General features: G+C 41.4%; 18 protein-coding genes. 3 read left to right on the top strand and 15 right to left on the bottom strand.

The genetic code is table 11. The features are described from left to right. Positions 1 to 10: 10 nt before the first annotated feature. The 5 genes from KKF75_00535 to KKF75_00515 form a co-directional block, all read right to left on the bottom strand. Positions 11 to 280: a hypothetical protein gene (locus KKF75_00535; GenBank protein MBU4380693.1), complete on the bottom strand. Its 270-nt coding sequence runs from the start codon at positions 278 to 280 to the stop codon at positions 11 to 13. Next, complete coding sequence (locus KKF75_00530; protein ID MBU4380692.1) at positions 267 to 563, bottom strand: nucleotidyltransferase domain-containing protein; 297 nt, start codon at positions 561 to 563, stop codon at positions 267 to 269. Before KKF75_00530 ends, KKF75_00535 begins: the two co-directional genes overlap by 14 nt. A gap of 239 nt (positions 564 to 802) precedes the next feature. Further along, positions 803 to 1,345 (bottom strand): flavodoxin family protein, encoded by a 543-nt coding sequence (locus KKF75_00525; protein ID MBU4380691.1) that lies wholly within the window; start codon positions 1,343 to 1,345, stop codon positions 803 to 805. A gap of 16 nt (positions 1,346 to 1,361) precedes the next feature. Then, positions 1,362 to 2,033 (bottom strand): rhomboid family intramembrane serine protease, encoded by a 672-nt coding sequence (locus KKF75_00520; protein MBU4380690.1) that lies wholly within the window; start codon positions 2,031 to 2,033, stop codon positions 1,362 to 1,364. Then, positions 2,030 to 3,091 carry a glycosyltransferase gene (locus KKF75_00515; protein ID MBU4380689.1) on the bottom strand — a complete coding sequence of 354 codons (1,062 nt, stop codon included), beginning with the start codon at positions 3,089 to 3,091 and terminating at the stop codon, positions 2,030 to 2,032. Before KKF75_00515 ends, KKF75_00520 begins: the two co-directional genes overlap by 4 nt. A gap of 52 nt (positions 3,092 to 3,143) precedes the next feature. Here KKF75_00515 and KKF75_00510 point away from each other — a divergent pair, with 52 nt between their 5' ends. The 3 genes from KKF75_00510 to KKF75_00500 are packed head-to-tail and all read left to right on the top strand — an operon-like array spanning position 3,144 to position 4,665. Next, positions 3,144 to 3,443: a hypothetical protein gene (locus KKF75_00510; protein MBU4380688.1), complete on the top strand. Its 300-nt coding sequence runs from the start codon at positions 3,144 to 3,146 to the stop codon at positions 3,441 to 3,443. Continuing rightward, positions 3,392 to 4,006: a nucleotidyl transferase AbiEii/AbiGii toxin family protein gene (locus KKF75_00505; GenBank protein ID MBU4380687.1), complete on the top strand. Its 615-nt coding sequence runs from the start codon at positions 3,392 to 3,394 to the stop codon at positions 4,004 to 4,006. The genes KKF75_00510 and KKF75_00505 overlap by 52 nt, the downstream gene beginning before the upstream one ends. Continuing rightward, the gene (locus tag KKF75_00500; GenBank protein ID MBU4380686.1) at positions 4,003 to 4,665 is read left to right on the top strand and encodes a phosphatase PAP2 family protein; all 663 of its coding nucleotides are present in this window, start codon (positions 4,003 to 4,005) and stop codon (positions 4,663 to 4,665) included. The genes KKF75_00505 and KKF75_00500 overlap by 4 nt, the downstream gene beginning before the upstream one ends. Here the strand turns inward: KKF75_00500 and KKF75_00495 are convergent. The 10 genes from KKF75_00495 to KKF75_00450 all read right to left on the bottom strand — a co-directional run bounded on the left by KKF75_00495 (position 4,628) and on the right by KKF75_00450 (position 13,803). Further along, positions 4,628 to 4,936 carry a GIY-YIG nuclease family protein gene (locus tag KKF75_00495; protein ID MBU4380685.1) on the bottom strand — a complete coding sequence of 103 codons (309 nt, stop codon included), beginning with the start codon at positions 4,934 to 4,936 and terminating at the stop codon, positions 4,628 to 4,630. The genes KKF75_00500 and KKF75_00495 overlap by 38 nt on opposite strands. Next, a complete protein-coding gene (locus KKF75_00490; GenBank protein ID MBU4380684.1) occupies positions 4,937 to 5,551 on the bottom strand; it encodes a hypothetical protein in 615 nt (204 codons plus the stop codon). 17 nt (positions 5,552 to 5,568) lie between these two features. After that, on the bottom strand, positions 5,569 to 8,004 hold the full coding sequence (locus KKF75_00485; protein ID MBU4380683.1) for an HAD-IC family P-type ATPase: 2,436 nt from the start codon (positions 8,002 to 8,004) through the stop codon (positions 5,569 to 5,571). Positions 8,005 to 8,011: 7 nt separating this feature from the next. Further along, entirely contained in the window at positions 8,012 to 8,572 is a 561-nt protein-coding gene (locus tag KKF75_00480; protein MBU4380682.1) for a hypothetical protein, read from the bottom strand. A gap of 52 nt (positions 8,573 to 8,624) precedes the next feature. After that, positions 8,625 to 9,251, bottom strand: a complete 627-nt coding sequence (gene upp / locus KKF75_00475) for a uracil phosphoribosyltransferase (protein MBU4380681.1) — start codon at positions 9,249 to 9,251, stop codon at positions 8,625 to 8,627. Beyond that, entirely contained in the window at positions 9,241 to 10,674 is a 1,434-nt protein-coding gene (locus tag KKF75_00470; protein MBU4380680.1) for a hypothetical protein, read from the bottom strand. The genes upp and KKF75_00470 overlap by 11 nt, the downstream gene beginning before the upstream one ends. A gap of 123 nt (positions 10,675 to 10,797) precedes the next feature. Beyond that, positions 10,798 to 11,328 (bottom strand): hypoxanthine phosphoribosyltransferase, encoded by a 531-nt coding sequence (gene hpt, locus KKF75_00465; GenBank protein ID MBU4380679.1) that lies wholly within the window; start codon positions 11,326 to 11,328, stop codon positions 10,798 to 10,800. Between the two features lie 19 nt (positions 11,329 to 11,347). Further along, positions 11,348 to 12,265, bottom strand: a complete 918-nt coding sequence (locus KKF75_00460) for a hypothetical protein (GenBank protein MBU4380678.1) — start codon at positions 12,263 to 12,265, stop codon at positions 11,348 to 11,350. A gap of 12 nt (positions 12,266 to 12,277) precedes the next feature. Then, entirely contained in the window at positions 12,278 to 13,021 is a 744-nt protein-coding gene (locus tag KKF75_00455; GenBank protein ID MBU4380677.1) for an ABC transporter permease subunit, read from the bottom strand. After that, positions 13,018 to 13,803, bottom strand: coding sequence for an ABC transporter ATP-binding protein (locus tag KKF75_00450; protein MBU4380676.1), 786 nt, complete (start codon positions 13,801 to 13,803; stop codon positions 13,018 to 13,020). Before KKF75_00450 ends, KKF75_00455 begins: the two co-directional genes overlap by 4 nt. Between the last annotated feature and the right edge of the window lie 20 nt (positions 13,804 to 13,823).

Raw genomic sequence — 13,823 nt, 5'->3', positions numbered from 1 at the left:
GTAGGCTATGCTAGTACCACATTAAACAAGATTCTAAACCAACGTATAGTGTTGACCCTTCTAAATAACCGTTTTTACTAAAAGCTTCCGTAATTGCTTTTGAGTCGGCGTGAAATAGACCAGGGTAAGGAGAACTAACAGTGGAAGATAGGATCTTTTCGTTTTTTACCACCAATGCCCCGGCGGGAAAATTACCTGCATCCGTTGATTTTTTAGAGTTTTCTATAGCAAGCTTAAGGTATTCTTTATCATCCAAATATACAGCGTCATCTTTTTCCATATATGGTTATAAGGTCTTTGTAAACATAGGGTTTTAACCTCTCGTTTAAAGATTTTTCGGTTACCAAATCAACATTTCTTTTTAAAGCATTTTCTAACTGATCTTCTATTCTTACATGGTCGGAAATACTTGGATGGCTGGTATTTTGATACCTTATAAGTAAGTCTACATCGCTGGTTTTGGTTTGTTCCTGCCTTGCCATGGAACCAAAAAGACCCAAAAATTCAATTGGTTGTGACTGACAAATTTCTCTAATTTTTTCTATCTTTTGTCTTGATATCATGGTTGAATTTTACCACGAATTAAGTCGTCGACAAATTGTCGACGACTGCATAGATAACTGAATGTGCAAAAGGAGATTTTTCATTGTCGGAATGCGGGTACTACCCGAATCGGGTAGTACCCGATAATATCTTGCCATTAAAGCATTATTTGAAGTGCGGTTTTAATGTTGTAGTTGTAGCAAAAAAAATAGGCTCAATTTGGCTCCGAGCCTAAATAGTATCTTTACCTAGAAAGGTTTTATTGCTTTATTAATTCCAAAACAAAGCTCTTTACTTTACCTTCTTTCAGTTCAATATCGCCAACTTTTCCTCCGGATTTTGCAGTTAAACTACTACCAAATTTGCATTGTTCCCAAACACAAATGCTTTTAACCCAGTTTATAACATTGTCCCAGGATTTATCATTTGCCATTCCGTGAGTTATCACCGCTAGTTTTTTATTCTTTAAATACATTTTATCTTCGCTACACCAAGAAACAATTCTGTCCCAAAATATTTTCGTTAGGGGTGTGACATTATCACTCCAAGTTGGAGTTGCAATAATATAAATATCGTAATCTCTTATTGCAGGTTCAATATTTTCCGAAAATTCGTCTTTTACATTTGGACAAACCCCTCCATTCGCACACTGCTCACAACCATCGGGAAGTTTTATTTCTATATCTCTTAGAACAAGTTCCATTGTTTCTATTTGGTTGATTACGAGCTCTTCTTTTACTTTGTTAGTAATAATATCCGTATTTCCTTTTCTATGTGAACCATTGATTATAAGCACTTTCATATTTTATATTTTCACATCAAAATCTTGATTGCCAATAGTTGCTACTGGGGGGGATAATTTCGGGCTTGGGTGGCAGTTTTTTCGCTATAAGCCAACCTATTCCAAAACCTACAATATGCGCTGTATAAGCAATTCCACCCCCGCCAATACCAATTGATCCAATTCCATACAAAAATTGCGCTCCAACCCAATATAAAAGCATAAACTTTGCCGAAACCGTGGCAGTTTGCGAAAACAAACCAAAGGGAATAAACACATCAACCTCCGAATAGGGAAACAGCACCAAATAAGCCCCCATAAGACCAGCAATTGCTCCACTTGCCCCAAGAATTGGAACTAGCGACCCTGGAGAAACCGCAACTTGACCAAGACCGGCCACAACCCCACAAAAAAGGTAAAAAAGTAAAAACTTAACATGCCCGAAATAGTCTTCTAAACTATGGCCAAAGATATGTAAAAACAACATGTTGCCAATAATATGCCCAAAGCTGGCGTGCAAAAATTGCGAGGTTATAAGGGTAATTAAATCTAAACGAGCGGGGATAATTGAGTACGAGTAAGCAATATAATCCCCCAAACCGTGGGGAGCAAGCAGTGTGAACAAAAAAACCACCACATTAAGACCAATTATAATGTTGGTGATTATGGGAGTGGTGATGTGGTAGTTGTGATCACGCAAAGGTATCATAAATTAGATGACAAAATCTCAAACATTTTCTCCCCAGCATCTGTTGGTACAGTCTTGTAATGTTTATCTTGATGTGTAATTTCTTTTAACTTTGTAGCGGAATCGATGAAATTTTCCCAATTTAAATCTTTCTCCTCCAAAATTACACTAGGAAAATAGTTTTTTGCCGTTTGGGCATTTAACATTTGCTCGTTTTGCGAAACCCAAGGAATAGGAACTAAAATTGCTGGAATTTTAAGATGAGCCATTTCGTAAGTAATGTGAGCCCCCGATCGCGAGAGCAAAAAATCGGATTCTTGTAGCACTTTGCTGTAGTCTTCCCCGTAACAATAATCAAACGCCAAATATTTATTTTTACCGTATTTTTCCATCAAGATTTGCGCTAGGCTATAGTCGTTGTTTTGGGAATTCTTAGCTGTTTGATGGATAATTCTAAATTGAGATACCAAGTTATCAATATTGGCAAATACAAACTCATTAAAAATATGGCTTGCCTGTTTTCCACCAGTAATAAATAATGTCCTAAACTCACCGTATTTTTTGCGGGGTAGGATAGAAAGTATTTCTTCCCGTAACGGTAAACCAACGAAGTGATATTTCTCACCAAGGGAAATGGTCGTGGACCATGAGAGAAAAACTTTATCTGCAACTTTAGCAATTAGTTTATTCGCCATTCCAATAGTTACTGTTTGCTCGTGAGTAGCAATCTTAACTTGCAATACTTTTGCAACTAAACATACTGGAACCGCCAAATACCCCCCGTAACTTAAAACCAGTTTAGGATGATATTTAATTAAAATCGCAAGAGCATTGACCAGAGAAAATATCAATAGAAAATATTTTAGGGGATTTTTGTTTCTATAGAATTTGGGTGCAATAAGATTTACAAACGAAAAACCGTATCCAGTAACTTCTTTATACTCACTACTCAATTCGCGATTATTTTTTTGCGTGGTTTTGTGCCCCACGAAAATTACCTGGTAACCATTTTCTTTAAATTTTTTGGCTAGTGGTAAGGCAGAATTGTGGTGTCCCCCACAGATAACAATGTTTTGCATGTAAAAAGTATATCATGTGTAACTAATATCGTGGTAAAATATAGTTACCATTATGGAAATACCAAATTACATCCAAAAGTACTTTTGGGAAGCAAAATTAGATAACCCCGCACAAAAAGAATTTTATCCCCATCTTATCTCAAGAGTTCTGGACTTAGGAGATACAAAAGCTGTTGAATGGCTTTTTGCCAATTTTGACAAAAACTTAATCGTTGAAACGCTAATAAACTCAAGGGAAATATCAAAAAAAAGCGCCAATTACTGGACATATTATTTTGGTATCCCAAAGGACCAAACAAAATGTTTCCAAAAGCCCTTAACGAAACAACTAGAAAAAATCTGGCCTTATTAGGCAAATCGGGTCTTGCCAAAGATTTTTACCTTGCGGGAGGTAGCTCTCTGGCGTTAAACCTAGGTCATCGAATTTCGGAGGATTTGGACTTTTTCTCCAACAAAAATTTTGATCTGTTCCAAATTGTTAATTCCCTTTCTTCCCTTGGAACTTTAACTGTAGATGTGCAAACCACAAAAACATTCTTGGGCAATTTTAATGGGACAAAATTAAGCTTTTTTTATTACGAGTTGCCTCTTCTAAAACCCACAGATGATTTTTTAGGTATTAGCATTGCAAACCCAGTAGATGTTGGGTGTATGAAATTGGATGCTATTTCGGGTCGAGGACTTAAAAAAGATTTTGTGGACCTTTATTTTATAACCCAAGAAGTTATTCCACTTGATGGGTTATTAGAAATGTTTAGAGAAAAGGTTGCCAAAAAAAATTATAACTTTATCCATTTGGCTAAAAGTTTAACTTATTTTGATGACGCTCAAGATAAGGTTACAATGTTAAAAGACTACGATTGGGAGAAAATAAAACGATTCTTTCTTAAAAAGTCTCAAACCGTTTTCTCATGACTTACTCAAAAAAGATTCTTCTAAATCTAACTCTCCTCTCATTATTCGTTCTGCTAACGCTTGCTGTTTTAACAGGAAAAACACACAGCTTTGATCAATCGTTCTCATTTTTTGTTTATTCTTTACGAACATCACTTTTGACGACTGTGATGTCTGTGATTTCTTTCCTCGGTGACATATACGCTGGGATAGTGATATCACTTTTGGTAGTTTTATTTTTAGTTATTAAAAAACACCAAAGAGATGCAGTGATTTTTTCCCTGTCGCTAATAATTGTGGAAATAGCAAACCACGCACTAAAATTAATTTTTATGATACCGCGCCCAAATGTTTCCGCTTTGACGGTACTACACGATTTTTCCTACCCCTCGGGTCATGCTATGAACAATATTTTTCTTTATGGAATGATTGTTTATTACATTTCCCGTTACGGTAAAAGCAGATCGATTAAATTATATTCCGTAATGGGTGTCTGTATTTGGGTTACACTAATCGGATTTAGCCGAGTTTATTTAGGCGTCCATTACCCAACTGATGTCTTAGCCGGATACTTGGTCGGTCTCTGGTCTCTAACTACAGTTTTGATAGTTCCCACGATACTTACTAAAAAGAACTGGTTGTCTAAATCGGGTCTGTCCCATTTGGGACAATTCCAATAAAATAATTGCGTTTTTCATGGGAGTATCCCGAATTAACCAAGACCTCCTTTTTTGCTTTTGGAAGGCGTTTAATTTTTAATTCCCGTTTTAAGGCTTCAGAGAATGTGGCAAATTCTTCAGAATAGACGAGAATTACTGGTCTTCTGCCTTTGGTGTACTTGGCAGATTTTTTACCATCAAAATTATGCTCATTGACACGACGAGACAAATCCGTGGTTTGCCCACAGTACAAGGAATTATCCACACAACGCACCAGATAGATATAGTGCATCTACTTAGCCAGAATCTTAAATAACCACCCCAGCAAACTGCTAGATTGCTCCTCCAAAGCCACCTTATCTATAAGTGCTGTGTTTTGCTCGGTTAGTGTCTGAATTGTCTCTTGCACAAGAGCCGCATCGCCCAAATTCACAAGTTGGATCTCAAGTTTCTCAAGTTGCATAATCCGCAACCTGTTTTGCTCCATCTGCTCCTGCATATTCTTTAGAGCCAAATAGTTGGGACCAATTAAAGATTTAAGCAGACCGCCCCTGCTGTCGATTTTTTCCAGCCCGGCACTGATCCTATCTTGAGCTTGTTTTTGCTCTTGAGCCACCAGTCTTACTTGTTCACCAATACCTCCTTGTGTAACTTTGGTGGTGAGTAACTCCTCAACCTTTAAAGAAACCGCGCCCATGTTTTCTTTGGCAGTTTCACTTCGTGGCGATGCCCCCTTTGGCATTCCTGTATTTTCTTGCTCTTGATTGCTAGTTTTAATGTTGGAATCCTCACCCGCATTTTGAGTCTTAATTTGATTTTGGTTTCCAGCATCCTCATTTTTAGCGTTAACTAAAGAAACAAAACCAAAGACCAAAAATACATAAAGTACAAAAATTAGCTTTTTCATAAAAATATCACCTCCTTTTAGTAGTACAACCGTCTTCTATGTTGATAAACAAACTTAAATACTTCTATTACAAAAAACATCAAAACCGAAAGAGTTATTGCCACTACCCAATATATTAAATTAAGACTATGCAATCCAAAAAACTGTCTTAAACTAGGGGACGAGAACGGCAACACTTGTAATCCGAATCCAGCAACAACCGCGACAATTAACCAACGGTTTTCAAAAAGATGATTCTTCCAAAAAGGTGTCATAAGCGCTCTGACCGAAAAGACATAAGCAAGGGAATTTAAACCTAACACTATAAAAGCCATGGAACGAGCTGTATTAATATCTTGAGACACGCTATATACGATTATAAAAGCGCCTAAGGTGATTACCCCAGCCACTAAACTTACAAATCCAATAAGAGTAGCCATCCATTTGTTTACCAAATGCTCCCCAGAAAAACGGGGTTTTTCCTTCATAATGGTTGCCCTTTTTGGATCAATTGTTAGCGCAAGATCGGGAAACCCGTCCGAAATAAGATTGACCCATAAAATTTGTACGGCAGTTATTGGCAAAGGTAGGCCCAAGACAATACCTCCCAAGACAACTACGATTTCCGAAAAAGCGTCGCACATTAGATAGAGAATAATTTTTCTAATATTTTCGAACATCGCTCTCCCCTCCTCTATTGCCCCGACTATTGTAGAAAAGTTAGAATCCAGAAGTACTAAATCCGCAGATTCTTTAGCAACATCGGTAGCTTCGCCTACGGCTATTCCAATATCGGCAACATGTAACGCTGGGGCATCATTTACTCCATCTCCCATCATTGCCACTATCTCACCGTTTTTCTTTAACGCCTCTACAATTGCCAATTTTTGATCTGGCGTGGTTCTGGCAAACAAGCGCACCGTTTTAACTTTATTAGCAAGCTCACCAGCAGAAAGAGTTTTTAGTTCATCTCCGGTAATAATTTCATAGCTTTTAAGAGGAATTCCCAAGTCCAGCATAACAAACTCCGAAGTCTTAGAGTAATCTCCTGTAACAACTATCGTACGAACACCAGCCATTGTTGCCTGTTCCAAGGCATCTTTGACTCCAGCACGAACAGGATCAGAAAAAGCCAGCATCCCAACCCACACAAGATCCTCCTTGATGTTATAGTTTTCTAAATCGCGTTTGTTGCCAGAAACATCTTTTTGGGCAAACCCGATAACCCGCTTACCCTGTTTTGTAAGGTTATCTATGACAGAGTAAACCTCATTCCTTTCTTTTTCCGATAGGGTTGTCCACTTAAGCAGGAGATCGGGTGCTCCGTTTACATAAAGTTTGTTTTTATTATTCGACCATTTGTTTAAACTAGCAAAGAATTTCTCTTTAGAAGAAAAGGGTAAGCTATCAAGTCGCGGATGTTCAGAAACAAAATCGCTAATTATTGTTCGCCCCCACTCGAACGCCGAAATAACAATTGGATCGTCTAAATCGTTTGCCAATAATACTTGCTCCGCTAGATCTCTTTTATTTCCAATTACATCCACGACTTTCATTTTTCCGTGGGTTAGGGTTCCTGTTTTATCAACACAGATAACCGTCACTCCTCCCAAAGTTTCGGCCGTGGCAAGTTTTTTTACCAGACCTCGCCGCTTGAGAATTTTTTGCATTCCAATAGTCAACACCACTGTTAACGAAACGGCTAGACCTTCTGGAATACTCGACACTGCCAAAGCTACCGAGGTAATAAACATATCCATAACGCTGAACCGATAAAGAATGCCAATCGCAAACACAAGAGTAATCAACACACCTACCACCAAAACTAATTGTTGACTAAACCTTTTAAGCTGTCTTTGAAGGGGAGTGTCTCCCTCCGTTTCTTGAATTTGCAAGGCAATTGCCCCCATCTTAGTACTCGCCCCAATACCTTTAACCAGCATTGTGGCCTGCCCAGAAGAAACTGTTGTTCCCATAAAAACAGGCTCGTTTGGGGATTTTTTTACAGACACGCTTTCTCCGGTAAGTACGGATTCATCTAAATAAAAACGGTTGGCGGAAACAATCCTGCCATCAGCCGGTACCTTTACCCCTTGGCTGAGGATTACAATATCCCCTGGAACAACTTCCCCAGTTTTTATCGATTTGCGCTTTCCATCTCGAATCACAATTACCCAACTAGTAACATAGTTTTTTAGGGCTCGCAGGGCATTAGAAGCCTTTTTTTCTTGAATAAATCCTAAAACAGTATTAACAGCTACGGCAAGTAAAATAATTGTAGCGTCAGGAAAATGCCCAATAATTAAAGTCACTGCTCCCGCCAAGAGTAGAACATAAATTAATGGGTTTTTAAGTTGTCGCAGGAGAAGAAAAAAATTTCCCAAGGGTGGTTTTTCGGGTAAAACATTTAAACCATATTTGTGCTGTCTTTTTGCAACCTCTTTGCTAGACAATCCTTGGTCACTTAGTAGCATAATTTTTCTAGGGTTTAATAAACACCGATGCCGAAACAACTAAAAATATTCCCAGGGAATTCAAAAAGTAAGAAAGAAGAATAAATCGAGAAGTGCTTATTTTGGAAAGACCCATAAGGTTCACGCCTAATTCATCGGGTAGTGGTGAAGCAATAATTATTGCCCCCATCACGGGTAGCATCCAATTAAAGTATTTGGAATGCAAAAGTTTTTTAAGGTGGGGACCACCGTCAATTTTGTTATAAACCAACTCGATTTCTTCTGCCAAACCGTCTTTTATAAATCTAAAAATAAGTAAATCCCCAACAACAGCCCCAAGTCCAGCAATTAACCCTAGTTCTATGGGAGATAAAGTTTCGGCAAGTATTAAAAGGATTAAAGATCCCGTGGCTACGGTAAAAGTAGAAACAAAAAGAATACCGGCAATAAAGGCGCCAATATACCCCAACCCCCCCAGGCTTAATAGCAAAGAATGAAAGGCGTCTACGCGAGAAAGAACAAACGCAAAAACCAAGCTTATTACAACAATAACAATATTTTTATATTTTCTTTTTCGATGATTTTTCACTCTACTATCTAGTATAGCAAAATTGTGGAAGGTGGTATTTGGAAACAAAATGTTAGACGCTTGTTCCAAAATAGCGATCGCCGTAATCGCCAATGCCAGGAACTATATATTTATTATTGTTAAGATGGTCATCCACGGCAGAAGTAAAAATAGCCACCTTGGGAAACTCTTTTTGAATTAACGCTATTCCCTCGGGAGCCGAAACCACGCTTACAATTCTTATGTCTTTGGGTTTAAAGCCCCGTAACTTTCTTAGCACCTGCAAAATTGACCCCCCAGTTGCCAACATCGGATCGGTAATAATAACCACAGAATTTTCTCTTATTTTAGGTAGTTTGCAGTAATATTCCTTTGCTACAGCGGTTTTTTCATCCCTTTCTAACCCCATAAAACCAATTTTTGATTTGGGCAATAAATCAAGCGCTCCAAAAAGCATGGCGAGACCGGATCGCAAAACGGGAATTATAATCACCTCATCTTTAAGTTTTTTTGATTTGATAGTTATTTCCAACGGTGTGGTAATATCAACCTCATTAAAATCTAAACCTCTTATTGCTTCGGCAAACAATAACTGACAGAGCTTGTTAGAATACCTTCTAAATTTTGCCAGTTCCGTTTGCTGGTCTCTTAAATGCGTTAAGGAATCTGTAATAAAAGGGTGGTCGACTTTAAAAACCATAATGTTCCTTTCGTAACTTTAAATAAGCCGGAATCAATTTAGAGGAAAGCCCTAATTCCGTGGAAATGCCATCAAACATCAGGCGGGGCATAATACACCCCGGGCAGGGTTTTGGCGCGGTTTTTGGGAGCGTAATTTTAGAATTAATTAAATAACGAACCACTTGTTTTTTGTCCATAGTCCAGAGTTGTTTCGATGCTTCTGTTACAGTCTGGCGATTCCAAAAACATCCCGGATGACCACCCACTCTGAAAACTTCTTTTTTTATGATGTTTGAAGATCCCGCTTGAAGGTATCTCCCCGCCCCGCTATTTTTATAACAACTCCAGATTCCCCATCCACTAAGAAGTTTTGTTCTGTCTTTGTTGCTCATTTTGGTAAGAAACACGCTTTTTAAAACAAGCCAATAATGAAGCCTGGAAACAAAATTTTTCTCCCTGGAATTTGTCTGGTTTTGGATCATGTAATCGACTACCTTTTCTAAAGGTAAGAGGTGCCTTGTTTTCCAAACAGGACTTTCGTAACAAAAGCTGGATTGCGCCGGATAGGGGTTTATGATGATATTGGGAAAGCGTTGCCTTAAGGCGCTGATAAATTTGAAAATGTGGGGCAGGTTTCCGGGATGGATTACGATATTAAAAAGTATTTTAGGAAAGCTCTTGAGCGATTTAGAAATTTTAGCTACATATAAAGATTCGAAAGCCTTTTTTCTTTGACCGTAAAGCGGATTAGCCTTCTGCCAATATTTTTTAAGATCCTCGGCATTCATCTTAAGAAGTTCGTTCAGCTCGTTAATGTCTTCGTAATCGTCCGCCGACATAGCTAAAAGATCGGGTGGGTTCCGCAAAAACCCTCGAACAAAGTTGTCATTGTAGATGAACTTTTTACCTGTCGTTGTGGCCGTAACGACCCAACCCATTTCTTTGGCGTTTTTTACGATTTCCAAAAAGTTTGGGTGGAGTTCGGGGTTTCCTCCAAAAAGGTTAAGCTCGTAACCACCGTTTTTTAGCGTTTCCCTGATTTCGTCTTGAACCTGTCCTGGTATTTTAAAGTCGGCACAGTACTTGCTAAATTCTTTTTCCAAAAACAGTTTGTTAGCCAGCTTTAGCCCTTCTAATGCAACCTTAAGAGATTTTTGGACTTCCTCTAAACTCATTAAACTTTTTGGATCTGCCCCTTTGTTTTCTGTAAACGCGGCGGGGCATTGGTAGTTACCGCAGTCTAAACTGCAATTGTGATCGCATAAGTGTTGTTCAACAAAGCCTTTGGGAGTCTTTTTAATAACCGTGTTTAAATCAATTTGCAAACCCGCGGAGACTTTATAAACAAAACCGTATTTTAATATCTTTGGGACAAAAAAAAGGAGCCTTTTTGGCTCCAGAAACTTTTGCGATTTTAATTTTCGTTTTTTGTAATTAGGCACTCTGGGATTTAACTATACATTCACAAAAAATTTCTTGTCAAGGGTAATTTGCAACTTGATAAAAAAATAACGACCAGTTGTCTGTGAAAGCATCCACAAGCAACTGGTCGTTGGTCTCTCTCCTCAACTTGCGACAATCCCCACAAAAGGGAGATGCCGAAACTTTCCGTTACGGTCAAGACCGTAGCCGACCACGAACTTGTTAGGCAGGTCAATTCCCGTTATGATCCGTTCTGACGGGAGGGTTTCAACCCGCCGGGTGACCTTGTTGAACAGGGCAACTACAATCAAACTGGCTGGTTCCCTGACTTCGAGGAGCTTCAACAGGAACGCCAGCGTTGCCCCGGTATCGATGATATCCTCCACAATCACCACATGCCGACCGCTGATGGGAACGGTCAGGTCACGATCGAAACGGATCTGCCCAGACTCCGTACCACTATACGAAGATATGTCGATGAACTCGATTTCGACATCTGTCATCCCCATACGGTAGAGCTCCCTCGCCAGATCCGCCATGAAAACGAAAGCGCCGGTGAGAACTCCAACCAGAAGAATCGACTCCTCCTGGTACCGCCGAGAGACTTCTCGAGCAATCCTTCTCACGGCTTGCCTGATTTGCCTCTCGGTAGCTAGGACTTGAATGTTGGACACAGGTTCCTCCTAATCCTAATTACGATGTCAGCCCAGCTAAATCAGGGCTGTGAGCAATGGTTTGGCAGTCGCAGGTGCGGGTCTGGCTGACGATTCGCTCAAGAGTGTAGTAAACCATGAGGGCCATGGGCATAGAGATGGCTTCGTACATGGAATCCATGCCTTTGTCCCCAGACCAGCCTGCGTTGTTGAGCCCTTCGGCAAAGTTAACAACCGGGTTGGCCACAGCCAAACACATTCCAAGAATACGAGCGGCTAGGGCTTCCTGCCCCGATGATTGGCCAACGATGGTAGCCCCAAGAGTCTTGAAGGTGGCTATCTCGAAAGCCGTTTCAAACGGACCAAGAGGCGTGGTCCAGTAGACCCCGCCGTCGACGAGATCGCCAAGTTCATGACCTTCCGTCTTAACCTGACGAACTGAGGTAACCAACTTGCTTCTTAAGCGGGGACAGAAGGGTTGATACATCCGAACCCAGGGGTCTCTTCCCAATTCAAAGGCCAACTTTGCCATAGCGATCTTGGCAGGCTCGTGGTTGTAGACATCATCGGGGATGACGACATCCATGGGTTTGGCTCCGATCCCACCAACGCTAGCGTCAACGAGCACTTGATGAACGCCAAGCTGATCCAGTAGCCAAAAGGTTGCTTGAGTGTGTTCGAGCGTCGCCACTGGCAATCGCCAACCGTGCATCGGAATCCGCACGACCGGTTGGCCGTTGACTGCGAAGAGTTTGACCATCGGAACATCCCCAAATGGCGTTGACACCTCTTCGAATCGAAGAATCCGATCGTTGCAAACACAAGTGAGGGCCTCGGGAAAACCGATGCCTCCACGCTTGTCCAGTGCAAGGGTACCGGAACCTCCGACAGATGCGGTTCGCGCCGCATCAGCCTCAAACTGACTTCTACAAACATCCAGGATTGATTGGTAGTCCACGGTGTACTCTCCTTAATTCCAAGGTGAAAAGGCAATTCGCATTGCCTGGCGTAGCAACCATGTAGTCACAATTGACAGTGCTGTCGTAACCACTACGGTTGCCATCAGCAAAGGAAACCGGTACTGGGACACGGCCATAATAATGACCAATCCTAAGCCCTTGGTCGTTCCCATCAATTCGCCAACGATCGCGGCAATGATGATGTTACTAACCGCGATTTCCAACCCTGCCACAAAATACGGGATAGCCGAAGGCAGTTGAAGCTTGACAAACATCTGCCAACGGGTCGCTCGCCATACAAAGAATCTTTCCTTTTGAGCGACTTCTGCGCTTGCAAATCCAGCCGTAAGATTGGTCATGATTGGAAAGAAACTAACGATCATAACGATGATGATCTTGGGCCAGGGACCATATCCCATCGTCATGAAGAGAATCGGCGCCAAAGCAACAAACGGCACATTGCGAATGGCGATGGCGAAAGGCACGACGAGGTTCTCGGCTTGCGGGACAAACAGACAAACCGTCGACAGTGTTATCCCAAGCACAATACTAAGGGCGAAACCGACAACTGCTTCCATGGCTGTGACTTGCAAGTTGGCAACGATCCAACCCCAGTTTTCAACCAACGCTTTGACGATCAGCGTTGGCTTGGGGAAAATGAAGGTTGATACTCGCGCCAGCGTCAGTGACACTTCGCAGGCCACAAGCAGGAAGGTGAGGGTCACCAGCGGTACCAGCCATTGTGACCTTTTCATACTTCACCTCCGTGGCGGATGAAACGACGGACTTGGTTGGCTACCGCCCCAAAGCCTTCGACCAACAACCCCTCTGGAGTGATCCGAGGACGAGGAAGTCTTACAACCACTTCACCGATGATTTGACCGGGTCGCTCACTCATTACCAGTACCCGATCAGCCAAAGCAACAGCCTCTTCAATGGAGTGGGTTACCAACAATGCGGCTTGGATTTTATCATCCAAATGTAGATGCTCTACGAGTTGCCACATCTGTTCTCTGGTTAAGGAGTCGAGGTTGGCAAAAGGCTCATCCATGAGTAAGAGTTTTGGGTGAGTCACAAGTGATGTGGCCAAGCTGGCGCGTTGGCGCATACCACCTGATAGCGCGCGGGGTTTACAATTGGCAAAGTCTGTCAGCCCAATGGCTTCCAGGATGGTCGGTAAAGTGCCGTTATTTGCATTCCTGCCAAGAATTTCCAAACCCAACCTGATATTGGCTTGGGTTGTTCTCCAGGGCAGGAGACAAGACTCTTGGAAAACCATATCGACCTCGCCGTTGTGGCGTTCGATCGGCGATTTTCCAAAGAGGTCAATCCCGCCTTCTAAGTGAGCAGTCGGCACCATGCCAGGCACAATGCCGACTGTTGCACGCAAGAGGGTGGACTTTCCGCATCCAGATGGACCGATAAGGGCGACGATCTCATGCTCTTGCACTGTCAACGATACTTGCGAAAGAGCAATTAGATTACCGAACCGTACGGTCAGATCTTGAATCCCGAGTGCGTTCATTTCACCCTCCATATTTCATAGTAGAACATAGA

Source organism: Patescibacteria group bacterium, assembly GCA_018896215.1.
Lineage (GTDB): Bacteria > Patescibacteriota > WWE3 > 0-14-0-20-40-13 > 0-14-0-20-40-13 > JAHINB01.
Note: the sequence above shows the minus strand (reverse complement) of the source record. Positions and strands in the feature narration are given on the sequence as shown.

What these genes read in the sequence shown, in the direction of transcription:
- KKF75_00520 (MBU4380690.1), bottom strand. Translation starts at nt 2,033, where the DNA reads ATGATACCTTTGCGTGATCACAACTACCACATCACCACTCCCATAATC.
- upp (MBU4380681.1), bottom strand. Translation starts at nt 9,251, where the DNA reads ATGGTTTTTAAAGTCGACCACCCTTTTATTACAGATTCCTTAACGCAT.
- KKF75_00490 (MBU4380684.1), bottom strand. Translation starts at nt 5,551, where the DNA reads ATGAAAAAGCTAATTTTTGTACTTTATGTATTTTTGGTCTTTGGTTTT.
- KKF75_00515 (MBU4380689.1), bottom strand. Translation starts at nt 3,091, where the DNA reads ATGCAAAACATTGTTATCTGTGGGGGACACCACAATTCTGCCTTACCA.
- KKF75_00450 (MBU4380676.1), bottom strand. Translation starts at nt 13,803, where the DNA reads ATGGAGGGTGAAATGAACGCACTCGGGATTCAAGATCTGACCGTACGG.
- KKF75_00495 (MBU4380685.1), bottom strand. Translation starts at nt 4,936, where the DNA reads ATGCACTATATCTATCTGGTGCGTTGTGTGGATAATTCCTTGTACTGT.
- KKF75_00535 (MBU4380693.1), bottom strand. Translation starts at nt 280, where the DNA reads ATGGAAAAAGATGACGCTGTATATTTGGATGATAAAGAATACCTTAAG.
- KKF75_00455 (MBU4380677.1), bottom strand. Translation starts at nt 13,021, where the DNA reads ATGAAAAGGTCACAATGGCTGGTACCGCTGGTGACCCTCACCTTCCTG.
- KKF75_00510 (MBU4380688.1), top strand. Translation starts at nt 3,144, where the DNA reads ATGGAAATACCAAATTACATCCAAAAGTACTTTTGGGAAGCAAAATTA.
- KKF75_00525 (MBU4380691.1), bottom strand. Translation starts at nt 1,345, where the DNA reads ATGAAAGTGCTTATAATCAATGGTTCACATAGAAAAGGAAATACGGAT.
- KKF75_00530 (MBU4380692.1), bottom strand. Translation starts at nt 563, where the DNA reads ATGATATCAAGACAAAAGATAGAAAAAATTAGAGAAATTTGTCAGTCA.
- KKF75_00485 (MBU4380683.1), bottom strand. Translation starts at nt 8,004, where the DNA reads ATGCTACTAAGTGACCAAGGATTGTCTAGCAAAGAGGTTGCAAAAAGA.
- KKF75_00500 (MBU4380686.1), top strand. Translation starts at nt 4,003, where the DNA reads ATGACTTACTCAAAAAAGATTCTTCTAAATCTAACTCTCCTCTCATTA.
- KKF75_00505 (MBU4380687.1), top strand. Translation starts at nt 3,392, where the DNA reads ATGTTTCCAAAAGCCCTTAACGAAACAACTAGAAAAAATCTGGCCTTA.